19 protein-coding genes are annotated in these 26627 nt (G+C 61.5%); 8 read left to right on the top strand and 11 right to left on the bottom strand.

What is annotated here, in order from left to right:
• Nucleotides 1–14 precede the first annotated feature (14 nt).
• Nucleotides 15–1967: a cation:proton antiporter gene (locus AB5Y86_RS13775; protein WP_368193068.1), complete on the bottom strand. Its 1953-nt coding sequence runs from the start codon at nucleotides 1965–1967 to the stop codon at nucleotides 15–17.
• Between the two features lie 118 nt (nucleotides 1968–2085).
• Here AB5Y86_RS13775 and AB5Y86_RS13780 point away from each other — a divergent pair, with 118 nt between their 5' ends.
• Nucleotides 2086–2988 carry a GGDEF domain-containing protein gene (locus AB5Y86_RS13780; protein WP_005347848.1) on the top strand — a complete coding sequence of 301 codons (903 nt, stop codon included), beginning with the start codon at nucleotides 2086–2088 and terminating at the stop codon, nucleotides 2986–2988.
• Nucleotides 2989–3068: 80 nt separating this feature from the next.
• On the opposite strand, the gene tilS is transcribed toward AB5Y86_RS13780, so the two are convergent.
• Nucleotides 3069–4427 (bottom strand): tRNA lysidine(34) synthetase TilS, encoded by a 1359-nt coding sequence (gene tilS / locus AB5Y86_RS13785; RefSeq protein WP_368193069.1) that lies wholly within the window; start codon nucleotides 4425–4427, stop codon nucleotides 3069–3071.
• 180 nt (nucleotides 4428–4607) lie between these two features.
• Between tilS and AB5Y86_RS13790 the strand changes: the two genes are divergently transcribed.
• A complete protein-coding gene (locus tag AB5Y86_RS13790) occupies nucleotides 4608–6641 on the top strand; it encodes a M13 family metallopeptidase (RefSeq protein ID WP_368193070.1) in 2034 nt (677 codons plus the stop codon).
• Between the two features lie 58 nt (nucleotides 6642–6699).
• Nucleotides 6700–7143: a PliI family lysozyme inhibitor of I-type lysozyme gene (locus AB5Y86_RS13795; protein WP_101530656.1), complete on the top strand. Its 444-nt coding sequence runs from the start codon at nucleotides 6700–6702 to the stop codon at nucleotides 7141–7143.
• A 76-nt stretch (nucleotides 7144–7219) separates the two neighbouring features.
• Here the strand turns inward: AB5Y86_RS13795 and pdxY are convergent, their stop codons facing one another.
• The 6 genes from pdxY to AB5Y86_RS13825 form a co-directional block, all read right to left on the bottom strand.
• Nucleotides 7220–8080 carry a pyridoxal kinase PdxY gene (gene pdxY / locus AB5Y86_RS13800; RefSeq protein WP_368193071.1) on the bottom strand — a complete coding sequence of 287 codons (861 nt, stop codon included), beginning with the start codon at nucleotides 8078–8080 and terminating at the stop codon, nucleotides 7220–7222.
• Nucleotides 8081–8173: 93 nt separating this feature from the next.
• On the bottom strand, nucleotides 8174–10306 hold the full coding sequence (locus AB5Y86_RS13805) for a lysine decarboxylase CadA (RefSeq protein WP_042079860.1): 2133 nt from the start codon (nucleotides 10304–10306) through the stop codon (nucleotides 8174–8176).
• Nucleotides 10307–10383: 77 nt separating this feature from the next.
• On the bottom strand, nucleotides 10384–11718 hold the full coding sequence (gene cadB / locus AB5Y86_RS13810) for a cadaverine/lysine antiporter (RefSeq protein WP_042657978.1): 1335 nt from the start codon (nucleotides 11716–11718) through the stop codon (nucleotides 10384–10386).
• Between the two features lie 755 nt (nucleotides 11719–12473).
• Nucleotides 12474–14027 carry a lysine decarboxylation/transport transcriptional activator CadC gene (cadC, locus tag AB5Y86_RS13815; RefSeq protein ID WP_368193072.1) on the bottom strand — a complete coding sequence of 518 codons (1554 nt, stop codon included), beginning with the start codon at nucleotides 14025–14027 and terminating at the stop codon, nucleotides 12474–12476.
• A 392-nt stretch (nucleotides 14028–14419) separates the two neighbouring features.
• Entirely contained in the window at nucleotides 14420–15700 is a 1281-nt protein-coding gene (yjeH, locus tag AB5Y86_RS13820) for an L-methionine/branched-chain amino acid transporter (protein WP_368193073.1), read from the bottom strand.
• An 88-nt stretch (nucleotides 15701–15788) separates the two neighbouring features.
• The gene (locus AB5Y86_RS13825; protein ID WP_368193074.1) at nucleotides 15789–16688 is read right to left on the bottom strand and encodes a LysR family transcriptional regulator; all 900 of its coding nucleotides are present in this window, start codon (nucleotides 16686–16688) and stop codon (nucleotides 15789–15791) included.
• A gap of 152 nt (nucleotides 16689–16840) precedes the next feature.
• On the opposite strand from AB5Y86_RS13825, the gene AB5Y86_RS13830 reads away from it, so the two are divergent.
• Complete coding sequence (locus tag AB5Y86_RS13830) at nucleotides 16841–17863, top strand: MBL fold metallo-hydrolase (protein ID WP_201952162.1); 1023 nt, start codon at nucleotides 16841–16843, stop codon at nucleotides 17861–17863.
• A gap of 91 nt (nucleotides 17864–17954) precedes the next feature.
• Entirely contained in the window at nucleotides 17955–18674 is a 720-nt protein-coding gene (locus AB5Y86_RS13835) for an ABC transporter substrate-binding protein (RefSeq protein WP_101530649.1), read from the top strand.
• A gap of 91 nt (nucleotides 18675–18765) precedes the next feature.
• Here the strand turns inward: AB5Y86_RS13835 and AB5Y86_RS13840 are convergent, their stop codons facing one another.
• Nucleotides 18766–20058 (bottom strand): HAAAP family serine/threonine permease, encoded by a 1293-nt coding sequence (locus AB5Y86_RS13840; protein WP_005338498.1) that lies wholly within the window; start codon nucleotides 20056–20058, stop codon nucleotides 18766–18768.
• A gap of 498 nt (nucleotides 20059–20556) precedes the next feature.
• Between AB5Y86_RS13840 and AB5Y86_RS13845 the strand changes: the two genes are divergently transcribed.
• Together AB5Y86_RS13845 and AB5Y86_RS13850 are read left to right on the top strand one after the other, a co-directional pair.
• The gene (locus AB5Y86_RS13845) at nucleotides 20557–21495 is read left to right on the top strand and encodes a LysR substrate-binding domain-containing protein (protein WP_368193116.1); all 939 of its coding nucleotides are present in this window, start codon (nucleotides 20557–20559) and stop codon (nucleotides 21493–21495) included.
• 73 nt (nucleotides 21496–21568) lie between these two features.
• Entirely contained in the window at nucleotides 21569–22981 is a 1413-nt protein-coding gene (locus AB5Y86_RS13850; protein ID WP_368193075.1) for an MATE family efflux transporter, read from the top strand.
• Nucleotides 22982–23095: 114 nt separating this feature from the next.
• Here AB5Y86_RS13850 and alsS read toward each other — a convergent pair whose 3' ends face one another.
• Both alsS and budA read right to left on the bottom strand, forming a co-directional pair.
• On the bottom strand, nucleotides 23096–24766 hold the full coding sequence (gene alsS / locus AB5Y86_RS13855) for an acetolactate synthase AlsS (protein ID WP_368193076.1): 1671 nt from the start codon (nucleotides 24764–24766) through the stop codon (nucleotides 23096–23098).
• Between the two features lie 18 nt (nucleotides 24767–24784).
• Entirely contained in the window at nucleotides 24785–25579 is a 795-nt protein-coding gene (gene budA, locus AB5Y86_RS13860) for an acetolactate decarboxylase (RefSeq protein WP_005338506.1), read from the bottom strand.
• Nucleotides 25580–25687: 108 nt separating this feature from the next.
• On the opposite strand from budA, the gene AB5Y86_RS13865 reads away from it, so the two are divergent.
• The gene (locus tag AB5Y86_RS13865) at nucleotides 25688–26623 is read left to right on the top strand and encodes a LysR family transcriptional regulator (protein ID WP_368193077.1); all 936 of its coding nucleotides are present in this window, start codon (nucleotides 25688–25690) and stop codon (nucleotides 26621–26623) included.
• The last annotated feature ends 4 nt before the right edge of the window (nucleotides 26624–26627 follow it).

Raw genomic sequence — 26627 nt, forward strand, 5'->3', positions numbered from 1 at the left:
GAGTGCGAGGGGACTCAGCGCCCCTCCAGCAAACGCTGCTCAGCCTGCTCCATCGCCACCACGGAACCAAACAGGATCAGCCGATCGCCAGCCGCCAGCACCAGCTCGGGTCTGGGCTCCAGACTCTGATCCCCGCGCTGCACCTCCTTGATCCGCACCTCATCAAGCGGCAACTCGCGCACTTCACGGCCTACCGCCCACGCTTGATCGTGCAGCAACAGTGGATGGAGGCGTTCGAGCAGCTGATCCGCCTCCAGATTGCTGGCACTCTGATCCCCCCAGTAGAAGCCGTGCAGGAAGCGATACTGACTGCTGCGCTCCAGCTCCATCCGGCGGATCACCCGACCGATGGGGATATCGCAATTGAGCAGCAGGTGGGAGACCAGCATCAGGGCCCCCTCCTGGGATTCAGGGATCACCTCAAACGCCCCCGCCTGCTTGTACTGCTCCAGAAAACTGTCATCCCGGGTGCGCACCAGCACTTTGAGATCCCCCGCCAGTTCGCGGATCAGCGCCAGCATCGCCTCCACCCGCTTGCGGTCATCGAAGGTGATGATCACCAGCCGTGCCCGCAACAGCCCGGCGGCTAGCAGAATATCGCGGCGGCTGGCGTCGCCGAAGGCCACCTGCTCCCCCGCCAGCTTGGCCTCGCTCACCCGCTCGGGGTCGAGGTCTAGGGCCAGAAAGGGGATCTCCTCGATCTTGAGAAAGCGGGCACAGGTCTGCCCCGCCCGGCCAAAGCCGGCGATGATGACGTGCTGGTTTTTGCTCAGGCCCGACTGGGCCACCTCGGAGCGGGTCAGCAGCGCCGGGTCGGTCAGGCTGCGGGCCAGCGAATGGGCCTGAGTCACCAGCCAGGGGGTCATGGCGATGGAGATGATGCCGATGCCGATCAGCAGGGAGACCAGTTGTTGATCCAGCAAGCCGTGGTGGAGCGCCAGCGCCAGCAGCACGAAGCCAAACTCCCCCACCTGACTGAGCATGATGCCGGCGGCCATGCTATCGCGCTTGCGCTCCCCCATCAGCCGCCCGGCCAGCAGTACCAGCAGGGATTTGCACAGCACCAGCAGCACCACGCAGATCAGTACCTGCCACCAAGCCCGCGCCACCAGCTCCCACTCCATGGCCATGCCGATGGTGATAAAGAAGAGCCCCATCAGCACATCGCGAAAGGGCTTGATGTCTACCTCAAGCTGATGACGGTAGTGGGACTCCCCCAGCATCATCCCCGCCAGAAACGCCCCCAGCGCCATCGACAGCCCGAGCGAATGGGTCATGTAGGCAGCCAGCAGCGCCACCAACAGGGCACTCAGCACGAACAACTCGTCGGAGCGGGCTCGCGCCACCTCGTGAAACAGCAGCGGCAGCAACCACTTGCCCACCGCCAGCAGAGTGAAGAGAGCAAACAGCCCCTTGAGGGTGGCCCAGGCGATCTCGGCGGCCAGGGCGCTCCCCTGCACTTCCGGCTGGGCGAGGATCGGGATCATCACCAGCAGGGGCACCACCGCCAGATCCTGAAACAGCAGCACGCTCACCCCCAGCTGGGCGCGGCGGGTATGGAGCTGTTTCTGCTCGCCGAGCTGCTTGATCACCACCGCCGTCGAGGAGAGCGCCAGCGTCCCCGCCACCACCAGCGACTGGGCCAGACCCAGCCCCCACCACCAGCCGATGGCGAAGAAAAGCAGTGACGTGAGCAGCACCTGCAACATCCCGACCCCCAACACCAATCGCCGCATCGCCAGCAATTTCGGCAGGGAGAACTCCAGCCCCAGCGAGAACATCAGAAAGACGATCCCCAGCTCGGCAATGGTCTGCATGATCGACTGGCCGGTGATCACCGCTAGCCCGTGGGGGCCGAGCAAGACGCCGGCAATCAGGTAGGCAAGGATCACCGGCAAGCCGAGGCGCCGGAAAGTTGCCACCAGCAGGACGGCGGCGAACAGCAGGATCAACAGGTCGGTGTACAAATTTTCCTCTCCTTTTATCGACTTAAGCTTAGTCAGCCGATCTGGCGGGCAGGAAAGATATATTGGGCATGCCAATTGCAGGGAGGAGACAGTAGTCAGGTGTTACAGGTGGAAGACCATGGAAAATACGTCGTCACTTAATGGCTTTAGCCATGGCATCGAGCAGTGGGTTCGCCAGATGGAGCGGCTCACGCCGTTGCCCAGCGTTGAACGCAACCAGTTGCTCGAGCAGTTGTTGGGGCAGAGCGATCTCGGCGGTCTGCTGACAACTTTTGCCGATCGTGCGGCAAGAATTGTCAGGATCCACGGTCTCTACCTCGATTGTGGCCAGCCCCATGTGCTGATCCAGCACCCGCCGCTGGCCACCCTCAACCTGCACAACTATCCGTTCGAGCTGCGCGGTCAGCATGGCCAGCTGCTCGGCCAGCTCCACTACGAGCTGGAACATCCGCTGAGCGGCAGCCAGCAACGGGTACTGATGCAATACCATCAGCTGCTCTGCCTGCTGCTGCCCCTCTATCTGCGGCTGGAAAAACTGGATCAGCTGGTCCGGCTCGATCACCTGACCGGCCTTGGCAACCGCTCCTACTTTGACGAGGCCATCGGTCGCGCCATCGAGCAGCACAGCCGCGAGCCCCACGGTCTGGTGCTGGTGCTGCTGGATCTCGATCGCTTCAAGCAGATCAATGACACCTGGGGTCATCCGGTGGGGGATCTGGTGCTGAGCCGCTTCGCCCAGCTGCTCAAGGGGTGCATCCGCAGCACGGATCAAGCCTTCCGGCTCGGGGGAGATGAATTTGCCCTGCTGCTGCAACCGGCCGAACCCGAGGCGTGGCGCCCGGTATGGCTGCGACTGCAGCATATGTTGATGACCAACAAGGAGCTCAGCACCTTCTCGGTCGGATGCAGCCTTGGCGCCGCCAGCTGGCAATCCGGGGTCGATGTGCCGAGCCTGTACGAGGCGGCCGACAGTCACCTCTACGCCCGCAAGAAAGCAGGCAAGGCCAGCCCTAACGAATAATCCCGAACTCTTCTTTGCTCCGGCACATGCGCGCCATGTGACCGGAGCTTCTTTTTTTGGGGAGTTAACCCCCGATCAAGTCAGGGGAGATCCAGCTCAGGCAGGATGGGGGCTGCACCGCTCTCCTGCCAGTGACAGACCAGCCCGGCACTCTGTGCCATAAAACCGTCGCAGACAAAGAGCCCCACCACCGCCGCCACCTGCTCGCCATAGTAGAGGATGGGAATGCGTCCCCGTTGCCACGAGGGAACACCATACTCCTGCAGCAGCTTCTTCATCCGCCGACTGCCGCTTCGCCCCACCGGTTTGAGGGGGATCCCGGGCGCTACCTGAAAACGCACCGAGAGCGGCTCGTCCGCTCGGGGGGCACGCAGCAGCCCCTCGCCGTGCTCAGCCATGCGTACCACCAGCTCACCCAGCCCGTCCGGCAGGGTCAGCGGCTCACCCACTGTGACCGGCAACACCTGATGGCAAGGTTGCAGATCAGGGCTCACCAGATAGAGCCGCTTCTGAAAACGGCGGCAGCTCTGGCGCCCCCAGTTGAGCCGGGGATTGGCATCGCCGCGCGCCAGCGCTACCTCCTGCCACAGCAGGGCAAGCTGCTCACGGGATGGCATCTCCCCCCCCTGACGGCGGATCCAGTAGCGCAGCAGGTTGTTGCGTCGGGTGGGTGAAAGGGCGTGCAGCGGGCCGATATGGAGCGCCTCCCCCTCGCCCGCCAGCTGCCAGTCACTCTCTGCCAGTTCGTCCAGCAGCGCCTCCTGCTCGGCGCACAGGGCCATGCTGCGCGCCGCAGTCTGGGCCATGGCGGGCCAGCGCGCCTTGAGCTGGGGGATAAGCGTCTGGCGCAAAAAGTTGCGGTCATAGCTCACATCCTGATTGCTCTCATCCTCCACCCAGCCAAAGGGGAGGCTCGCCGCCGCCTCGGCCAGCTCGGCGCGACTCATATCGAGCAGCGGCCGCAGCAACAGGCCACCGGCAAAGGGCTGGCTTGGCAAAATCCCCGCCAGGCCACGCAGACCGGCGCCGCGCTTGAGGGCCAGCAGCAGGGTCTCCAGCTGATCGTCCTGATGGTGGGCGGTGAGCAGCCACTCCCCCTCCCGCATCCGGGCGGTCAGCCGCTGGTAACGGGCGGTGCGCGCCTGCGCCTCCAGACTCTCACCATTGCCGCGGGCCAGAGTCACCCGCTCGACCAGCAGTTCCACCGCCAATTGCTGACACACGGCTTCACAATGAGCGACCCACTCATCAGCATGGGAACTGAGGCCGTGGTGCACGTGCAGAGCGCGAAGTGGCAGGCCGTGCTCGCGAGCATACTGCGCAGCCAGCACCAGCAGCAGGGTGGAGTCGAGGCCGCCACTGAAGGCCACCAGCAGACCGGTGGAACCTTCCGGCGCTGGCATAGTCAGACAAAAGCGAGAATAAAGATGAGAAATCATAGGCTTCCCCAAAACGGACCGGCCGATCTTAGCAGAGTCGGGCTTATCAAGCTGCAACCCTGCTGCTAGAGTGAGGCTCGCCCGCCCTCTCCACCAGGCTGGCCGCAAGGCGGTCGCACAATCTGTTGGAGCAAGGAAGATGGGCAGGGAAGCAAACAATCCGAATTGGAATCAAACAAGATGAACAATAAGAAAAGCTTACTGGCCGGCCTGATTGGACTGGCCCTGCTGGCTGGCTGCAGTCAGGCACCGCAAGACTCCCCCAAACACTCCGGGCTGGCGCTGGCCAATATGGACACCCAGGTCAAACCCGGCGATGACTTCTTCCGCTACGTCAATGGCAAGTGGCTCGCCACCGCCAAGATCCCCGACGATCGCCCCGCCGATGGCGCCTTCTACATGCTGCGGGACAAATCCCTTGCCGACGTGCGGGTACTGGTCGAGGGGCTGGCCAAGCAGGAGGCCGCCACCGGGACGCCGACCCAGCAGATCCGCGATCTCTACGCCAGTTATCTGGATCAGGCTGGCCGCGACGCCAAGGGGCTCACCCCGCTGGCACCGGCGCTGGCCGATATCGACCGGATCGGTGATCAGGCTGCGCTGGCCCGCGCCTTTGCCCAGTCGGGCCGCATGGGCGGCGGCGCGCCGTTCGGCATCTGGATCGACGCCGATGCCAAGTCCCCCGACCGCTATGCGGTCTACCTCTATCAAGGTGGACTGGGGCTGCCGGATCGGGACTACTACCTCAAGCAGGATCCCGACAGTCAGGCCCTGCGCCAGAAGTACCAACAGCATATCGCCGCCATGCTGAGCCGCCTCGGTGAGTCTGACCCGAGCGGCAAAGCCAAACGGATTCTGGCCCTCGAAACCCGGCTCGCCACCATCCAGTGGGACAACGTCGCCCTGCGGGATCGGGAGAAGAACTACAACAAACGCCCCGCCAGCGAACTGGCACGGCTCGCCCCCCATCTCGACTGGCAGGCTTATCTCAATGCCGCGGGCATTGCTGGCCAGCCGGAGCTCATTATCGGTCAGCCGACCTATCTGAGCGCGTTGGATCAGGTGATGGCCCAAACCCCCATCGCCGACTGGCAGGCCTACCTCAAGTGGCAACTGCTGACCGACTACGCCCCCTATCTCGACAGCGAGACCGACCGCGCCAACTTCGCCTTCTACGGCACCACATTGAGCGGCACGCCCAAGCAGCGCGCCAGCTGGGAGCGGGCGCTCGGGGTCCTGAACGATCATCTGGGTGAAGCGGTCGGCCAGCTCTATGTGGCTCGCTACTTCCCGCCAGCAGCCAAGGAGCGGATGGAGCAGTTGGTGGAGAACCTGCGCACCGCCTACGGCCAGAGCATCAAGGAGCTCGACTGGATGTCGCCCGAGACCAAGGCGCAGGCACTCGAGAAGCTGGCCAAGTTCCGCCCCAAGATCGGCTACCCCGACAAGTGGAAGGATTACAGCGCCATCGCCATCAAACCGGATGATCTGGTGGGCAACCTGCAACGCTCGCAAGCCTTTGAATACGCAGACAGTCTGGCGCGCCTCGGCAAGCCGGTCGACCAGGACGAGTGGCACATGTCGCCGCAAACGGTGAACGCCTACTACAACCCGAGCAACAACGAGATCGTCTTCCCGGCGGCCATCTTGCAGCCCCCCTTCTTCGACATGACGGCGGATGATGCGGTCAACTACGGCGCCATCGGCGGGGTCATTGGCCACGAGATAGGCCACGGTTTTGATGATCAGGGGGCCAAATCCGACGGCGACGGCATGATGCGCGACTGGTGGACGCCGCAGGATCTCAAGGAGTTCCGCTTCCGCACCAGCCGTCTGGTGGCCCAGTACAACCGCTTCGAGCCCATCAACGGCCAGTTCGTCAATGGTCAGTTCACTCTGGGTGAGAACATCGGCGATCTGGGCGGTCTCACCATCGCCCACAAAGCCTACGAGCTGTCGCTCGATGGCAAGGAGGCGCCGGTGCTGAATGGCTTCACCGGCGAACAGCGCTTCTTCCTCGGCTGGGCGCAGGTGTGGAAGGGGATGTATCGCCCAGAGCTGATGCAGATGCTGCTGCGCTCCGACCCCCACTCGCCGCCCGAGTACCGGGTCAACGGCGTGGTGCCGAACATTCCCGCCTTCTACGAAGCATTCAACATCCAGCCGGGGGACAAGCTCTATCTGCCGCCCCAGAAGCGGGTGAAGATCTGGTAACAGCATCACGGCGGGCTCCCTGGGAGCCTGCACTCAACAGACAGCAAGAGGTTGCAAGATGAACAGAGCATTGATGATGGCAGGGCTGCTGACCCTGCCGCTGGCGGCACAAGCACAAGCCGAAGAGGGATTTAGCAAGCAACTGACCCTCCCCTCCGGGCAGGTGATCCGGGTGGCGCAAGGGGTGGGTGAGCCCGCCTCCATCGGCAGCTATGACGTGCGGCTCTATTCGGGCCAGAACGCCCAATTTCCACTGGATGAGTTTCAGGATGGCAAGGTGATGGCTCGCAACGGCTTTATCCGGGAGCTGAAACTGGTCGATTTGAATGGCGACAAGCAGCCCGAGCTGGTGGTCATCATCGAGAGCGCTGGCAGCGGCAGCTATCAGGATGCCGATGCCTACACCGTCAGCCCGCAAGGGGAGCTGGAGATCTTCAACCAAGTCAAGGAGCTGGAGCCCAAAGAGGATGTGGTCAAGGCGCTCAAAAGCCCGCAGGACTAAGCCCTCTCCCGGAATCTGAAATATAAAAAGCCCTGATGATCAGGGCTTTGTTGTTTCTTCTGTGCGCGTAATCAGCTCAGAGGCGGGTCGCCCGGATGGAGACCTGCGGCAGCGCCATCTCGTGCTGGGCCGCCACCAGTTGCAGCTCGTAAGCCCCCGCCAGCCAGGTCTGGGCCAGTACCGCATCCACGCTGGCATTGGTAAGTTCGAACGCCGCCACCGGGGTGCAACCGGCCAGCAGATTGGCCAGCATGGTGGCGCTCAGCAGATCCCCCACCCCGATGGGGTGGCGGGCAAAAGGGTAGAGCGGGCGGGATAGATGAAAGGTTCCCTCCTCGCACACCAGCAGCATCTCGAAGCGGTCCATGGCAAAACCTGCCTTGCCCAGATGTTTGACCATCACCAGCTTGACCCCTTGCGCGCACAGCTGCTGGCACGCCTCGATGGCCTCTGGCACATTGCGGATATCGCGGCCGGTGAGCTGTTCCAGCTCCAGCAGATTGGGGGCCAGCATATCGGCGCAGGCGAGTGCCCGGTTTTTCAGAAAATCGGCGACGCCGGGTGCCACTATGCACCCCTTGTCGGGGTGACCCATCACGGGGTCACAAAAGTAGAGGGCGGCCGGATTGAGCGCCTTGAGTCTGGCCACAGCCGCCAGGATCTCCTCACCCTGTTCGGCCGAGCCGAGGTAGCCGCTCAAGATCGCATCGCACTCGGCCAGCACGCCGATCTCCGCCAGGCCGTTTACCAGCTGACGGATATGGCCGCCGGGCATCACCATCCCTTGCCAGCCTTCGCGGTATTGGGTGTGGTTGGAGAACTGCACCGTGTTCATCGGCCACACCTCGATCCCGAGGCGACGCATGGGAAAAACGGCGGCGCTGTTGCCGGCACAGCCAAAGACTACGTGGGATTGAATGGAGAGCACTCGCTTCATGGTTGGCGACTCACGCAATAAGAACAGGAATTCCGGAGGGAAAAACGGGCCTTGCGGCCCGTTGTTGTCACTTTCGACTGTTGTCACTGTCGATTAACGCAGCACCTTGACGGTGTAGCTGCCATCGGCCTGGCGATAGAGGCCGTGGATGTCGGTCTCGAAGCCCGGGTAGTGGGCACCGATCTCGCACAGCATCTCGAGGAACTCGAGCACCGGCAGAGAATCCTGGGTCACCATCTCGCCCGGCAGTACCAGCGGAACTCCCGGCGGGTACGGCAGGATCATGTTGGCGCTGATGCGGTCAACCATGTCACGCAACGGCACCTCTTCCAGATTGCCCGCCAGCTCTTGCTGCCATGCAGCGTGCGGGGTCATCTTCATCTCCGGCAGCACGTCGAACGCCTTGAACATCAGCTCCGGCAGACGGTACTTGCAGGTCAGATCGTGGATGCTCTGGGCCAGCTCCTGAATGCGCATCCCTTCGTAGAAGCTCGGGTCTTCACGATAGAGGCTCGGCAGTATGTTCTTGATGGTCAGGTTCAGGTCATAGCCACGCTTGAACTCGGTCAGGGCGCGCAGCAGCTGCATCGCCTTGGACTGATCGATACCGATGGAGAAGAGGAACAGCATGTTGTAGGGGCCGGTCTTCTCGACCACGATGCCGCGCTCGTCCAGGAACTTGGAGACCAGTGAAGCAGGAATGCCCTTCTCCAGCAGTTGGCCGTCACGACCCATACCCGGGGTCAGCAGGGTGACCTTGATCGGATCCAGGTACATGTGGTTGTCATCGATGTCCTTGAAGCCGTGCCAGTCATCTTTCGGATCCAGCTTCCAGCACTCGACGGTGTCGATGTTGTCCGGCTGCCATACGTCGAAGAACCAGCCTTCGCTCTGATCACGCAGACGCTTGATCTCTTTGCGGAAGGAGATGGCGCGATCGATGGAGTCCTTGATCAGACGCTTGCCGGTGTTGCCACGCATCATGGCGGCAGAGATCTCGGTCGATGCCACGATGCCGTACTGCGGCGAGGTGGAGGTGTGCATCATGAAGGCTTCGTTGAAGGTCTCTTCCTCCACGTCACCCTTGATGTGGATCATCGAGGCCTGGGAGAAGGCTGCCAGCAGCTTGTGGGTGGACTGGGTTTCGTAGAACACCTTGCCCGGCATCGCTTCGCCACTCATGCCGCACTTGCCTTCATAGATCGGGCTGAAGTTGGTGTAAGGCACCCAGGCACTGTCGAAGTGGATGTAAGGGGTATCCAGACTCTCCTTGATGAAGCCGGTGTTGTAGAGCAGGCCATCATAGGTGGAGTTGGTGACGACGGCGTAACGGGGAGCCTGGGCACCCGGTGTCGCGGCAACCTTGGCAGCGATGGTGTCGCGGCTGAATTCGCTCTGCGGGATACCACCCAGAATGCCGTAGGCGTTGCGGGTCGGACGGAAGTAGATCGGCGTCACGTCGTTCATCATCATCAGGTGAGTGAGCGACTTGTGGCAGTTGCGGTCAACCAGCACAGTGCTGCCAGCCGGCGCGGAGAACATGCCGACGATCTTGTTGGCAGTGGAGGTGCCGTTGGTGACGATATAGGAGCGATCGGCGTTGAAGGTACGAGCGATGTACTCTTCGGCTTCCTTGTGCGGACCAGAGTGATCCAGCAGGGAGCCCAGCTCCGGCATGGAGATGGAGACGTCAGCCTTGAACGCGTTCGGGCCGTAGAAGTCATAGAAGATGCTGCCGGCCGGGCTCATCTGGAAGGCGGTACCGCCCATGTGACCCGGAGTACAGAAGGTGTATTTACCCTCTTCCACGTACTTGAACAGCGCCTTGGTAAACGGCGGCAGGATGGCGTCCTGATACTCCTGAGTGGCTTGACCCATCTTGAGGGCGATGTCATCGGCCATGCCGAGACGGTACTCGAAGAAGTGCACGTTCAGACGCAGGTCGGTCAGGTGAATGTCCAGGGTGGACTGGTCGTTGGCGAAGGCGAAGATCGGCAGCTTCTCGTTGCGATCGTGGATCTCCTTGCACAGACCCAGAGAGTATTTGTCCCAGTCGAAGATGGCACCGCAAACGCGGGGGTTCTTCTCGATCAGTTTCAGCAGGTCGGCCACATCGACCGGATAAACAACCTCGAAACCCTTGCGCTCGAGGGAGGCTTGCAGCTGGCGAATGGGTTCTTCTTTAAAGAAAACGCCCAGGTGGTTGAGGATGGCAATGATATTCATCGTAATGCTCCACACGTAAAGGGGCGCTCTCCATCAGGGATGGTGAGTGAAGAGCGCTCGGAAGATAAAAGGGGGAATCAGTTGCTGGGCTGTTCGCTCAGCAGGGCGTCGTGCTGACGCAGACCCTGTTTTTTGGCGTAGAACATCAGGATGATGAGCGACACCACGAAGGTAGCGGTAAGGTTGGAACCCTTGGCACCCATCAGGGCCACCAGACAGAAGACACAGGCCACACCGGAGAAGATCATCGCGCCGATGCTGCGGGAGGTCATGCCCTCGAAGCGAATGAGATTAATGCTGGAGTAGAAGTAGGGCAGCATGGTCAGCAGCACCGCATCGGTCGTCAGCACGTTGAAGAGATCAGCAGCGTGAGCGGACCGGGAGGTGAAGGCTGTCAGGCCAATCATCAGGGCAGTCATCTTGAGGGAGCCGAGGATCAGACCCTTCTTGGCCACGCCGTTCTTGTCCACTTCGCCGTAGATTTTCGGGAAGTTGCCGTCGTTGGCGGCACGCTTGCCCGCCTCGCCCACCAGCATCATCCAGGAGCCCAGCGAGGTGAAACAGGCCAGCGCAGTGAAGGCAGAGACAAACGGGGCAGACCAGCTACCGAAGATGGCGGAAGAGGCCATGGCAAACGGGGCGCCGGAGGCAGCCACTTCACCTGCCGGGAACATGCCGCTGATCACCTGGGTAGAGAGGATGTAGATAACACCCGCGATACCGGTACCCAGCATGGTAGCGAGCGGTACGGTGCGCTTGGGGTTCTTCACCATGCCGGAAGAGACGGCGGCAGATTCAACACCGACGAAGGACCAGAGGCAGATCAGCACGGCGCTGATGACCGCATGCAGGTCGCTGCCGCTGGTGGTGTTCCAGTTCTGGCTGTAGACGGTGGCATCAAAATGACCCCAACCCATCACCGCAGTACCGACAACCGGCAGCAGGATCAGCACCAGACCCAGAGTACAGAGTCGGCTCACCCAGCTACCGCCCAGCAGGTTGACGAAGGTGAAGATCCAGACGGCAGCGATGGTCGCTGCGGCGGCCGGAATTGGGCTATTGAGAATGGGGAAGAACACCGAGAGGTAGGAGACGCCGGTAATGGCGATGGCCAGGTTACCGATCCAGTTGGCGTGGTAATAGAGCACACCGGTCTGGAAACCGAACACCGGAGAGATCTCGCCAGCGTAAGCAATGGGGCCACCCTCTTGCGGGTTCTTGGTAGCAAGGCGGGCGAAGACAAAGGCGAGGCCCATGGCGCCTACCAGACAGATTGCCCAGCTAAAGACAGAGATGGAGCCGATGGTGGCCAGTGCCGAAGGCAGCAGCGCGATGCCACTCCCCATCATGTTGCCGGCCACCACACCTGTACAGGCGATAAGGCCAATCTTCTTGCTCGTATCTAGGGACATAAGATCTCCGGTTCTATAAAAGGTCGGGTCGTCACATACACATTTGGCGGAACGCCCCGCCAAAGAATGGGCACAGACTAGGCCTCTCATCCCCGGAAAACATAAAGACCAGCTAACGGATAAAAATATGAGCCAACTTTTTTCGCTGTCTCATTATTTTTGATAAAAACCATTTAAAAACAGTAAATTGACATCACATCACACAGCCGTCTTGATAAAACCTTGATATCCTTCCGCCCCATTTTTGCCCCTTGATAACCCCCTTATCTCGCCGTCTTGATATTTTTGGCCAGATAAACCCGGGATAAAGCAGCTCCCATTGCGCCCCCCTGCCCTTGCGGCCATTTGGAAGCCCTGCTGATTATCACCCTGAGTGGCCGCTCACCTCCTGCTTTCCCCTTCGCTCGGCTCATCACAATCCAGGCTCAGAGATAAAACTCAATGGCGATAACAGGTAAGCAATGAGAAATGGGTCGAGATAGACAGCTTATCCCGCCGCCAACAATCAGCAGATGTCACAAGCTGCACACGGCGAAAAGCCGGGCAAACTCGAGTGCCGCGAATGCCGCGGGCAAGACAAAGGCAGATGTAGACAGTGGGGAGCTGCGGGGGGATAAATCGGGTCACACCAGAGCGACCATCCCCGGTGGCAAACATGCAGGATTGAAACAAGCAGAAACCGCACAGGCCGCCCGAAGGCAGCCTGTGGATGGGGTCGGCAACCGCGCCGACCGGGGGAAAACCAAACTGCGGTGTTAAAAGAGCTTCACCTTGCTCTGACCCAACGCATTGAACAGAGCCGGGGTGAGGCTCTCCATATTGCTGTAGAAACCGAGCTGCTGGCAGAGCAGATAGGTCTGCTCGGTCGCCTCCATCAGGAAGGCCTGACTGTAGGCATCCCCCGCCGCCTCGGGGCGACCATCCAGCTCCGCCAGCTTGCCCTGCAGTATGTAGTAGAGCACCGAGCGGCCGCGACTCGCCGCCTTCTCCAGCAGATAGTTGGCCTGCTGTTGCTGGCCGTTGAGGATCGCCTGCAGGGTCAACGCCTCCCACACCCGGGCTGGCAGGGCGCCGCTGTTTTGCACCACGCTGGCGAGATGAGTGCCAATCCCCTGCAGCCGCTCGCTCTCGGATTTGCCCGCCAGGGTGGCCAGCGCCTCGCCCGCCAGATAGCGCTCCGCCAGCAGCAGCGGCTGATCCGGATGGGCAATCAGCGCCTGCTCCAGCAGATCGATGCCGCGCTTGAGGGCGACCGGATCCCGGCTGTTGATGTAGTACTGCGCCTCCATCATCGCCATCAGGGAGGCATCATCGGTCGGCCAGCCCATCCCCGGCTCGGCATCGGGTTGGTCGAGGGCGCGCAGCAGATCCTGGCTGCTCGCCTGCAACACGCCGTGCACACTGTGGCGACTGAGCTGGTATTGATGGCTGAACAGCACCCGGTTGGTGTTGATATTGCGATACTCCAGATCGAGATAGGTGCCGCGCGGCTGGCGGGTGACCCGTACACTCAGCTCCTTGCCGGGCATGATGCCCCCCATCAGAGTGGTGGCGCCGTACTGCACCCGCAGCGGCGTAGCCACCGCCACCTCCCCCATCAGGGCTCGGGTAATGCCATCGGCGAGGCGAACGTTCTCGTTGTTGTCATCCATGCCGGAGTGAAAGCGGAACACCAGCAGATTGGGATCCAGCATGGCATGCACCTGGGGGCTGGTGTGCTGGTAGCTGAGCATGCTGACAATGGCGATCAGCACGATGGCAACGAAGATATCGAAACTCACCATCTTCCAGCGGCTGCGGGCATCCTTGGCATGGGTGGAGATGGCGCGGGTCAGGGGCCCGGCGGGAAAAGGGGCAACATTGGGCTGTGCATCATCATCCTGCTCAGCAACAGGCGGGCTCAGATCGGAGAGCGTCGGGTTGTCGGAGAGAGTGGTATTGACCGCGGGCGCGGGCTGCTCGTCCGCCATCACCACTGAAACCACCTGCAGCGGCCGCACCGGTGCCACCAGCTTGTAGCCGCGCTTGGGCACGGTGACGATATAGTCGGTCGCATCAGTGCGACCATCTTTGAGGATCTTGCGCAGTTCGAAGATGGACTGGGTCACCACCTGATCGGTCACCTCGGCGCCATCCCACACCTCGTTGATCAGGGCATCGCGGCCAAACACGGTGCCGGCATTGTGGGCCAGAAACCGCAACAGATTGACCAGTCTGGGTTCGAGGTAGACCTCGCGGTCGGGGCGACACAGCATGTTGTCGTCAACGCTCAGGGTCCAGTCGTGGATCTCAAAAACCGATTCGCTCATGATTCACTCGCTGCAGATGGTGACAATGCACGATGAGAGAGACGCAAAACCCGGGCTGACTGAACGGAACAAGGCGCTATCACCACAGGTGACAGATAAAAAGAGAACCGAAGCAATCACATCTCTGAGAGTCAGTCTGGCCAGGCCATCCTGTTTACGTCTGAAGGGCATCCTTGCGGGCATTCCGACCACCGGGATCGGAAGGGATCACTTTAAGCAAAACGGGAGCTGGATCCCACTTTTTTTGGCTATAAATCGCCGTTGAGTTGATCCGACACCGCACTTTTCGGCAAATAGCGTGCCAACTAGTATTCATATGAACATCCCATATGCCGGAATCAAAAAGCCCTGAACATCAGGGCTTTCTCATTTCTTTGACCATCGGGGAGACGTTACTTCGCTACCGGGAGCGCATCCTGCTGACGACTGCGGCGCAGATGACGCCGCCACAACGAGAAGCCGCCGTAGCCAAGACTGAGCACCACCGCATAGAGCACCTGAGTGGCGAGCGCCACCAGCACCAGAGCGCAGAGCAGTACGCTCACCCCCGCCAGCCCCTTGCCCACCCCGCCGAGCAGACGCCAGCCCGCCGCCATGCAGAGCAGGTAGACCAGCACGAAGTTGCCGTTGGCGTAGCGGATCAGCTCATCGAGCGGCAGTCGCAACCAGATGATCAGGGTGATGCAGAGCAGACAGATGGCGAGCACCAGACCGAGCGCCCGCAGCGGCGCGCCGCGCGCGGTCAGCACGGCCAGCGAGGGGGGCAACTTGCCTTCCCGCGCCATGCTCCAGATCAGCCGGGCAAAGCCCTGAATGTAGATGTTTATGCTGGCAAAGCAGGAGAGGTAGCCGAGCACCGCCACCAGCCACTTGGCGGTGGGGCCGAACAGCAGCGCCAGCAGAGAGGGGATTGCGGTGGCGTTTTTCGCCTCATCGCCGTAGAGGCCATATTTGAGCACCACCAGCGAGTGCACCCAGTAGATAAGCCCCGCCAGCAGCACCCCGCCGAGCAGGGCGATGGGGTAGTCCCGCTCCGGCCGCTTGAACTCCTCCCCCATGTGGGCGAAGGCTTCCAGCCCGACGAAACACCAGAACATCACCGCCAGCGCAGTGGCCATAGGGGGCCACTCATCCACGCTCGGTAGCGGCCGGGCTGCATCGCGCCAGCTCACCTCCCCCTTGAACCAGATAAGCAGGGTCAGCCCCAAAATGGCGAGCGCAATCAGCAGTTGCAGGTTGCCGGAAGATCGCGCCCCGCGCAGCCCCAGCAGAAAGACCCCGAGCAGGGTGAGCAGTTGGATCGCCCAGAGGGTCCACTCCCCCATCTCGAACAGGGCGTGCCAGAAGCCGGCGGCAATCATCAGGGCGGCAGGCAGCCCCACCGGCAGCACCGCCAGAAAGAGGAAGGCGGAGAAGCGCTCGGCGCCGTTGCCAAAGGCGAGGCCAATCAGGTGCGGCGCGCCGCCCGCATGGGGATAGCGACGACCGAGGCGAGCGAAGGTAAAGGCGATGGGCAGCACCAGCGCAATCAGCAGCAACCAGGCCCAGAGCGAGGCCCCGCCCGCCAGCGAGGCGGCGGTCGCCGGTACCACGAAGATCCCGGTGCCAAGCAGCGAGGTGGCGAGCAGCCCCATCCCCTGCCAGAGCCCGAGATCCTTTTTCAACCCAGACATATCCTTTTGTCCTGACTAAAAAAACATCCCGCCATGTTAGGCCTGCCCCGCCCCTTTGTTAAGCACGGCAGCGAGAATATGCAGCCTTTTATTCAGGCTCGGACTCAGCTTGCAGGGATTCGGCCAGAAAATCCCCCAGCAGGGTGATCTTGAGCACCTGCCGCCGCGCCGCCGGATAGATGAAGTAGAGGGTCTTGGCCGGGTTCTGATAGCGGCCAAGCAGCGGCAGCAGACGCCCCGAAGCGATATGCTCACGCACCTGTTCGGCTGGCTGCAAGGTGATGCCAGCCCCCGAGAGCGCAGCCGTCAACAAGGCTGGCCAGTGATTGATGCGCAGGCGCGAGGCGACCCGTACCTCCTCGCTCTGACCATCCTCGCCGACAAACTGCCAACGCTCGTGCTCCCCCCAGTTGCCGTGCAGACACTGGTGGCGAACTAGATCGGCCGGATGACGGGGCACGCCGTGGCGATTGAGGTAGTCAGGGGTCGCGCAGAGGCGGTAGTGCTGGGTCAGCAGCGGACGGGCAATGAGTGCCTCATCCTGCGGGCGCAGGGTGCGGATGGCGGCGTCAAACCCCTCCTCCACCAGATCGACCCAGCGCGGGGTGAGCTGCAGATCCAGATCCAGCTTGGGGTAGCGGTCGAGAAAAGCGGGCAGCAGCGGCACCAGCCGGTGGTGGCCAAAGCTGAGGGGAGCGGCGATGCGCAGCCGTCCGGCCGGCTCGGCCAGCAGGTTCTGGGTGAGCGACTCGGTCAGTGCCAGCTCCTCCAGCACCCGCTGGCAGCGAGCCAAAAACAGCTGGCCCAGCTCGGTGAGAGTCTGCTGGCGGGTGGTCTTGTGAAACAGCTTGCCCCCCAGCCACTGCTCCAGTCCCAGCACATGCTTGCCCACCATCTGGGCGCTGATCCCCTCTTCGCTCGCCACCGCGCTGTAGGAGCCGAGATCCACCACCCGGGTGAAGATACGCATGCTGGTCAATCGGTCCACAACCGCTCCTTTGTTCGTTCCTGAGTAACACGACCCGCTACCGAGTCCTAATTCACAACCAAAAGTTTAGTAAGAAATGGATTTTAGCCAATTTATTCAACTTTTAGTTACCAATACAGTGATGCCGTCCCTTCCCCACAGGATAAATCCCCATGAAAAGTACCTATCTGGCCGCATTACTGGTCGGTCTGCTGGCCAGCGGCGCCAGTCAGGCCGCCGAGAGCAGCTTTATCAGCAACCACGATCAAGCCCCTGCCTCAGCAACTCAAGCCCGGCACGATATCTTTCGGGTCAGCCTGCTCGGCACCGGCACTCCGGTACCCCAGATCAGCCGGGGCGGTTACAGCACCCTGGTCGAAGCGGGCAACCAGAAGCTGGTGTTCGATTTTGGCCGCAACTCCGCCACTCGCCTGTGGCAGCTGCATATCCCCATCGGCCGGGTCAACGCCTTCTTCCTCACCCACTTTCACTCCGACCACACCAACGGGCTGGCGGATCTCTGGCTGACCGGCTGGCTGCAACCAGCCTATGGCCAGCGCCACGCGCCGATGGAACTCTACGGCCCCAAAGGCACCACAGCTCTCGCCCGTGGCTTGCAGCAGGCCTACGCCACCGACATCGCCACCCGGGTCAAGGATGAGGGAACGCCGCTGGATGGGGTGGAGATCAACAGCCACGAGGTCACCGCCGGGGTGGTCTACAACCAGGACGGGGTCAAGGTAACCGCCTTTGACAACGACCACGGGGTCAACATCAAGCCATCATTCGGCTATCGCATCGACTATCACGGCCACAGCGTGGTGCTCTCCGGCGATACCCGCTACAGCCCCGAAGTGGTGAAGCAGGCCAAAGGGGCCGATCTGCTGGTGCACTGCGTCTCCATGACCTCTGCCGAGCAGATGAAGGCCAACCCCGGCTACAAGGCGATCGCCGGTCACCTCGCCTCCCCCGAGCAGGCGGCCCGGGTAATGAACGAAGCCAAACCGGCGCTGACCGTGTTCAGCCATATCGGCCTCAACGGCAAGATCAGGGTGAAGGATCTGGCGCAAGATCTGCGCGCCCGCTACTCGGGCCCCTTTGTCATCGGCAACGACCTGATGCAGATTGATCTGCCTACCACGGCCTCCGGCAAGGGCTATGCCCTCTGGCAGTCGGAGAATATCGACAATAAATAGCTGGCACGGATGCCGGTCAGCCATGGCCGGCATCCGCAATCGACACCGGGGGCTATCTTTAAGGGGTGTTTGACCACAAGGAGTTATCCCTATGAGCCTGAAATGGAAGCACCTCGCCCTGGCCACTCTTCCCTTGTTCGGCATGTCGGCCGCTCAGTCGGCGGTGTTGACCAGCCTTGAATGGCCCCCTTACACCAGCGCCAGCCTCCCTGAGCAGGGCAAGAGCAGTCAGGTGGTGACCGCAGCCTTTGCCCTGGCTGGCGATCCGCTGACCATCAAGTTCTACCCCTGGCAGCGGGCCGTGGACGAGGCGACCAACAACCCCGAGGTGCTGGGCTACTTCCCCGAGTATCTCGACCCCAAGAGCAGCTGCCTCTTCTCTGACCCCATAGGTAACGGCCCCCTCGGCTTTGCCCAGCGAACCGATCAGCCGGTCACCTGGCAGACCCTTGATGACCTCAAGGGCAAGAAAATTGGTGTCGTCACCGGCTATGTGAATACCACCGAGTTCGACGAAAAAGTGGCCAGCAAGGCACTCTCGGCCGACGCCACCAGCTCGGACAGCCAGAACCTGCTCAAGCTCGGCAACGGTCGGCTCGATCTCGCGGTCATCGACCAGAATGTGATGACCTATCTGCTGGAGAGCGATCCCCAGCTCAAGGACGTTGCCGCCAACCTCGGCTTCAACGGCAAGATCCTCGAGGACAAGTCCCTCCACGTCTGCTTTACCAACTCCGCCAAGGGGAAAGAGGCGCGGGACAAATTCAACAAGGCGCTGGCCAGCGACGAGGTGAAGAAGCTGATGAAGTAGCGATACCGCATCCGCTCGCCGCCCCAAACAGCCATAAAAAAAGCCGCCTCTTGCGAGGCGGCTTCTTCATTCAACTTGGTAACCGGAGTTATCAGGCAATCAGCTTGTAGATGATACCGGACATGGCGATCAGGCCGATGATGGTCACGAAGCCGTTGCTGATGTTGCCAGCGTATTTGCGCATGGCCGGAACCTTGGTGATGGCGTACATCGGCATCAGGAACAGCAGCATCGCGATGATCGGGCCGCCCAGGTCTTCAATCATGCCGAGGATGCTCGGGTTGATGGTGGCGATGGCCCAGGTGGTCAGGATCATGAACACGGCAGTGACTTTGTTCAGTTGCTTGGTGTCAACGTTCTTGCCCTTCTCGCGCAGCGCCTTGGCCATCAGGCCGTTCATGCCCTCTTGCGCACCCAGGTAGTGACCCAGGAAGGATTTGCTGATGGCAACCATGGCGATCAGCGGAGCCACAGTACCGATAACCGGGTTATCGAAGTGGTTGGCCAGGTAGGACAGGATGGAGATGTTCTGTTCTTTGGCAGCAGCCAGGTCAGCCGGGGAGAGGCTCAGTACGCAGCTGAATACGAAGAACATAACGGTCATTACCATCATGACGTGGGCGCCCAGCAGGATGTTGCTGCACTTCTTCTCGGCACCTTCACCGTAACGACCTTTGTTGTCCACCGCGAAGGAGGAGATGATCGGGGAGTGGTTGAAGGAGAACACCATTACCGGGATAGCCAGCCACAGGGTCTTGATGAAGTCACCGTTGAAGGCGTCGGACAGGGCCGGAGCTTCAGTGATGATGGCACCGTTCCAGTGCGGGATCAGGTAGAACGCCAGACCCATCAGGGTGAGCACGAACGGGAATACCAGCACGCTCATCGCTTTGACGATAACCTGGCCGCCCAGACGAACAACCGCCATCAGACCGAGGATCAGAGCCAGTGACAGAACGGCACGGGGAGGTGCAGACATGCCCAGCTGGTGAACAATCACGCTCTCGACGGTGTTGGTGATGGCGACTGAATACATCAGCACGATCGGGTAGATGGCAAAGAAGTAGAGCAGGGTGATGAATTTGCCTGCGGTCTTGCCGAAGTGCTCTTCTACTACTTCAGTGATGTCGCCATCACGGGTAGAGCCGGACAGCACGAAGCGGGTCAGACCACGGTGAGCAAAGAAAGTCAGCGGCAGCGCCAGGATCAACATGGCAACCAGCGGCCACAGGCCACCTACACCGGCGTTGATTGGCAGGAAGAGCACACCGGCACCGATCGCGGTACCGTACAGACCCAGCATCCAGACCACATCGGCCTTGTTGACGCCGCGGGAGGTGTTGCTGGCTAAACGACCATCAGCTGCAATATTCATGTCAGACATACGTTGTTCCTGTCATCTAGGAAAATGGGATTCTTGTTTGGTCGGGCCTTGGCCCGGTTCCATCTCCCTGGAACGCCTGCTGTCCGTCCTTGATAATAACCTCTCGCCCCCCGGCAACCTGGCCATCACTCCTTGTGACAACAGGATTGCAACAAACAACAGTGCGAGATTTTGACCCTGAGGGTCGGCGCCCGTCTCACTTAACAACCGATTAACGTGCGCCACTCTTGATGGGCTGACTTTAATTAAATGCCCTTATTAATCACAGCGTTTTTTTGAATTAATCAACCAAAGTTTGATTTTGGTCGCCTTTCGGACGACCAAGATCACACTCAAAGCGCCTTATTGTGAGTTTTTTTTAACAATTCAACTTAGTTTCACTGGAATCAATGGCCTGCGAGCAGCTACATATTTGCAACAAGCAACCCGTTTAGCGCGGATTGTGTGCAGCACGGCCTTGGCGTACCCTTGTGACTCACGCCTTTTTGTTGATTGATGATGACCATTACCCGTACCGATCTCGCCGAACTGGCAGTGTTTGCCGCCGTCGCCCGTCACCGCAGTTTCAGCAAGGCAGCCCTCGAACTCGGGGTCTCCGCCTCCGCCCTCAGCCACAGCCTGAAAGGGCTGGAAGCCCGTCTGGGGGTGCGGCTGCTCAACCGCAGTACCCGCGCCGTGGTACCGACCGAAGCGGGCCAGCGGCTGCTCAAGCAGCTGCTCCCCACCCTCAATACCCTGGAAGAGGCGCTTTGCGAGCTGGCCCGCAACAGCGATGAACCGGTGGGGCGACTCAAACTCTGCGCCCCCCGCGGCGCCATCGACAGCCTGCTGGCACCTGTGCTGATCGACTATCTGGCCCATTATCCGCGGATGCAGGTGGAGGTAGTGGAGCAGGAGCTGATGCCCCGGCTGATTGAAGATGGCTACGATGCCGCGCTCTTTTATGGCGATCTGCTGCCCAAGGAGATGATCGGCATCCCCCTCGGCCCGCCCCAGCGTTATCTGGTGGTGGGCTCCCCGGCCTATCTGGCGGAGCATGGCACGCCGGAGCACCCGAGCGAGCTGAGCCGCCACGCCTGTATCGGCTATCGCCTCACTCCGCACCACCACTATCGCTGGGCCTTTGCCGCCGACGGCACCATGCTGGAGATCGAAGTGACCGGGCCGCTCACCACCAGCACCCCTGCCCTCTATCTGGGCGCCGCCGAGGCGGGGCTGGGGCTCGCCTACTGTCTGGAAGAGGAGGTGAGCCAGAAGGTCGCGGAGGGGAAACTGCTCACCGTGCTGGAGCCCTGGTGCCCCACCTTTGCCGGCTTCTACCTCTTCTATCCCAGTCGGCATCAGCTGGGCAGCGGCCTGCGCATCCTGATCGACATGCTCAAGGCGCACTACCAAAACCCCGGATTAATGAGTAATACTCAGCAATTCATCAAGTGAAAACCTGATTATCACCAAATAAGTATTAATCTAGACTAGCTGTTCGATAATCGAACTCCCCGAGAGAACAGATATGTCTGCCTATTTAACACTGCGGCAACGGGCCATGACCCGTCGCTTCTGGGCTTACGCCCTCCCCTCCATTCTTGCCATGCTGGTCTCGGGGGCCTACTACCTCATCGACGGCATCTTCGTCGGCCACTATGTCGGCGCCGCTGGCCTCGCCGGGATCAACCTGGTCTATCCGGTCATCATGGTGCTGATCGGCCTGGCCGCCATGATCAGCATGGGGGCGGCCACCGCCATCTCCTTCCAGCAAGGGGCGAAAAACGACAAGCTGGCCCGTCAGGCGCTGGTCAACGCCCTCTGGCTGCTGGCCGGTCTCGGGGTAGTTGCGCCGGGGCTGCTCTATTACACCCACACCGATATCCTTCTGGGGCTGGGAATTGAACAGGGCACCGAGACCTGGAAACAGGCGAGCGACTACCTCACCTGGATTGGCGGCGGTACCCTGCTGCTGGCCAGCAATCTGGCGGTCCCCTATCTGCTGCGCAACGATGGTCGCCCGAAACTGGCCATGGTGCTGGTGAGCAGCGGCGCCGTGCTCAATATCATCCTCAACTACATCATGGTGGGTCTGCTGGGACTGGGACTGATCGGTACAGCGCAGGCCACCCTGATGGCAGAGGGTGCGGTGAGCCTGATCGGCCTTGGCTACTTCTTTACCCCCTGGGCGCGGCTGCGCCTCCGCTGGCGGGATCTGGTGCCCAACCTCCCCGCCATGCCGCACCTGCTCTTTACCGGTCTGCCGAGCCTGATTGCCCAGTTCAACCTCGGCCTGCTCTTGATGCTGCACAACAGCCAGCTGATGGTCTATGGCAATGTGAAGGATCTGGCGGGTTTTACCGTGGCCGGTTACACCGAGGCGGTCTTTATCGTCATTCTGCAGGGGCTGGCGTTCGGCATTCAGCCGCTCATCAGCAAGGCGGCGGGGGCCAAGCGCCATCGCAACCTCAAGTACCTGATGGAGATGGGGCTCAAGTTCACCTTTATCTACGGCATGCTGGTGTGGCTCACCATCCAGCTGCTGCCGGGACAGGTCGCCATGCTCTATACCGGCGACAAGGATCCCGAACTGCTGGCCGCCGCCATCAGCAGCCTGACCCTCAACCTCGGCGCCATTCCGCTGGAGGGGATCATCATGTTCGGCATCGTGCTGCTGCAATCCATGGCGCGTACCCGTCAGGCGCTGGTCATCTCCATCGCCAAAACCGTGTTGCTGCTGCCGCTCATCTTCCTGCTGCCGCAACTGTGGGGTCGTGATGGGGTGCTGATGGCCCAGCCCGCCACCGTGCTGCTGCTCACCCTGCCGCTCTGCTGGCTGCTGTGGCGCGAGTGGCTGCGCCTGAAGATGGCCTGCGCGCCAAAAAACAAGCGTCGCCCGCAACCTGCCCGCGCACGCGCCGCCGTCCAGCTGGCCCGTTAAGGCCACCAATCCCGCAAAACAATAAAAAACCGGCATCCATTGATGCCGGTTTTTGCTATATGGGCGGGTCTGCCTGCCCTTACACAAGGATTCAGGCCAACACTGCTGCCCACTCTATGCCAATACTTCTGGCCTGAGCTGGGCCATCAGCCCCGGGTTGTCGGAGTAATCCACCGGAATGGCCACCACAGCTGGCCCCTCCACCGCCAGCGCGGCCCGCAGGGTTGCGCGCAGCTCGTCGGCAGAGCGCACCGCGAAACCGGCCGCCCCGAACGATTCGGCATAGCGTTTGAAATCGATGGGACCAAAAGAGACGCCGGAGGTGCGGCAATATTTCTGCTGCTCCTGCATCGCGACCATGTTGTAGCCGTTATCGACCCAGATGATGTGAACGATATTGCTCTTGAGCCGCACCGCCGTCTCCAGCTCCATGCTCGACTGCATAAAGCTGCCATCCCCCGATACCGAGATCACCTTCTCACCCGGCCGCACCAGCGCCGCACCGATGGCCCACGGCAGTGCCACCCCCATGGTCTGCTGACCATTGGAGATCAACACCTGACGAGCGCGGAAGCTGTAGAGGTAGCGGGCAATCCAGATATGGAAGCTGCCCATGTCGACGCAGAGGGTCATGTCGTCGCGTACCAGATCCTGCAGCTCGCGCACGATACGCAAGGGGTGAACCGGATTGCCGTGCAGATCGTCGGCCCGCATCGCCAGTCGCAGTCGCTGCTGGCGAACCCCTTGCAGCAGCCGATCCACCTCGGGGGGGCGGATTTTCGGATTGCCCATGATGCGGGTCAGCTGCAACAGGTTGGCGCGGATCGACCCCACCAGCTCGGCGGTCGGGCAGTAGCTGCTGTCGATATCGGCAGGCAGCACGTCGATATGGAGGATGCGCCGCTCCCGGTCGCCATTCCACAGCACGGGGTCGTACTCGATGGGGCTGTAGCCGATGCAGATCACCAGATCGGCCCCCGCCAGCAGCTGATCCCCCGGCTGGTTGTTAAAGAGCCCCACCCGTCCGGCAAAGTCATCGAAGTGGCAGCTGTCCACCACCCCGGCAGCCTGATAGGTACCGGTCACCGGCAGCCGCGCCTTGTCGAGGAAGGCGCGCACCGCCTCGGCATTCTCCGGCCGGCTGGCCATCAGGCCGAGCAGCACCACCGGATTCTTGGCGTTGCGCAGCAGGGTCAATGCCTGATCCATATTCTGCTCATCGGCGCAGCCCGGCTCCGGCACCTCGCGGGGCACCAGCACATTGCCCTGTACCGGCTTGTTGATGATATCCATCGGCAGGCTGACAAACGCCGCCCCCGGCCGTCCCAGCTCGGCGGCGCGAAAGGCGTTGGCCATCACTTCCGAGATTGCCGCCCCACTGTTGACCTGGGCACTGAACTTGGTGACCGGACGGCAGAGGTTGACCGTATCCATGCTCTGGTGGGTGAGCTTGAGACCATCGGCACGGCGCACCGCACCGCCCAGCACCACCATGGGGTCCCCCTCCGAGGTGGCGGTCGCCAGCCCGGTAATAAGGTTGGAGCAACCGGGGCCCGAGGTGACCAGCGCCACCCCCGCCTTGCCGGTCAGGCGCCCCACGGCGGCCGCCATAAAGGCGGCGTTCGCCTCGTGGCGCACCACTATGGTCTCGATGGGAGAGTCCTCCAGCGCATCGAACACCCGATCAATCTTGGCACCCGGGATCCCGAACACCTGCTTGACCCCTTGCGCCTCCAGATGACGAACCACCAGCTCGGCACCGCACTTCCACTGTCTGTTTTCCATGATATTGCTCCTTGTCTATCAGCCTTCGGCGGCTTGAATGGCGCGATCGAGATCGGCAGGGTTGAGGTCGGCCTGCCGGAAAGCGGGATCCGATGGCAGGGCCAGATTGAGGTGACGCACCACTGAAAGTCGCAGGGTGCCGTGGGCCATGGTGTAGTCGAGCAGATGGCCGCCCCCCTTGCGATCGGCGGTGATCATGTGTTCGTGAAAGCCCGCCACATTGACCCCCTGCACGAACGGCGGGCAGCGAAAGCCCACCAGGGTTCCCGCCACCGCGGCAAAGCGGAACAGCGGTTGCTGTTCGATGGCTTCCAGCATGGGGCGATAAGGGGGCTCCTGACGCGGCACGGTACGTACCTTGGCCGTCTCAAACTGGCCGTCGAGGCGCAGGGCGACGAAGACGTTGTCGGATCCCACCAGCCGATCCACCCACTGGTGGATCTCGTCACGGCTGAGGGGATGGTCGAAGCGACGCTCCAGACAGGGGCGAAAATGGGTCATCACCGCAAAGGGGGTCTTCTGATCGGCGCGGGCGGGCCGGGCCGAGCCATCGGAGCGCAACTGGTGGATCTGGCGCTCGAAGGCGATCAGCTCGCCATCGAGATGGTTGAAGGTACCGAGGCCAAAGTCGCCGTGGCGCAGCAGCTCGCTCATGGTGGTCTCCCCTTCGTAGACCCCCGCCAGCAGGGCGCTCATCAGGGAACTCTGGTAGATCTCGCCACCGTCATGCTGCCTGCGCCAGCGGGAAAACTGCTGGCTCACTTCGAGGGCACAGCTGCACCCGGCACTGTCAGATGTTGCAATGTGTTCCATTCGGGTTTCACCTCCACCGTGAATCCTGTTAGCGTTCGGATCCAATGGTGACTTGGTTCACATTTCAACACCAATACGCTGATCCCATGACTTTGAGACTCAATCGATATGGAACTTCGTACGCTCCGCTACTTCATGGCCGTTGTTGAAAAGCAGAATTTCACCCGCGCAGCCGAATCACTCAACATGGCCCAGCCACCGCTGAGCCAGCAGATCCGCAAGCTGGAAGAGACCCTGGGCACCCCGCTGCTGCGCCGTTTGACCCGCAGTGTCGAGCTGACCGAGGCGGGCGAGAGCCTCTATCGGGATGCGGCGCAGATCCTGGCGCTGGCCGATGCGGCAAAACTGAAGGTAAAGCGGATTGCTCGGGGCGAGCAGGGGGCGCTGCGGATCGGCTTCGCCGGTTCCACCGTGCTCCACCCCGCAGTGCTGACCCTGCTGCACGACTACCGGGAGCGCTACCCCGAGGTAGCTCTCAGCCCGCAGGAGGGCACCATGCCGGCACTGGTGGAGGCGCTGCGCAACGATCGGCTGGATGCCGCCATCTTGCGGCTCCCCTGCCGCGGTAGCGAGGGCTTTGCCCACCACCTTATCGAGCAGGAGCCGCTGCTGATCGCCCTGCCGACCAGCCATCCCAAGGCCAAGCCGGGCCCCTTGCCACTGGCCAGCCTGAAGGACGAGAGTTTTATTCTGTTTCCCCACGCCATCGGGCCCGGGCTCTATGACGGCATCGTGGGTCTCTGCCGGGAGGCGGGGTTCAAGCCGATACTGGGGCCCGAATGCCCGCAGGTGATCTCCACCGTCGGCATGGTACAGGCGGGCTTTGGCGTGACCCTGGTGCCCAGCTCGGTGGCGGCGCTGCGCCCGCTCGGGGTCAGTTATCACCCCATTGAGGGCAACGGCATGATGACCAGCATCAGTCTGGCGACACGGCCACACCCAGGCAGTGCCGTGCTGCGGCACTTTATCGCCCAGATCCGTGCCGCCCAGATACGACAGGGCCTCCCGAAGGAGGCCCTGTTGAACAAGCTTGAACCGGCATGATGGC

The sequence above is a fragment of the Aeromonas sp. s8 genome (genome assembly GCF_040907785.1).
GTDB lineage: Bacteria > Pseudomonadota > Gammaproteobacteria > Enterobacterales > Aeromonadaceae > Aeromonas > Aeromonas veronii.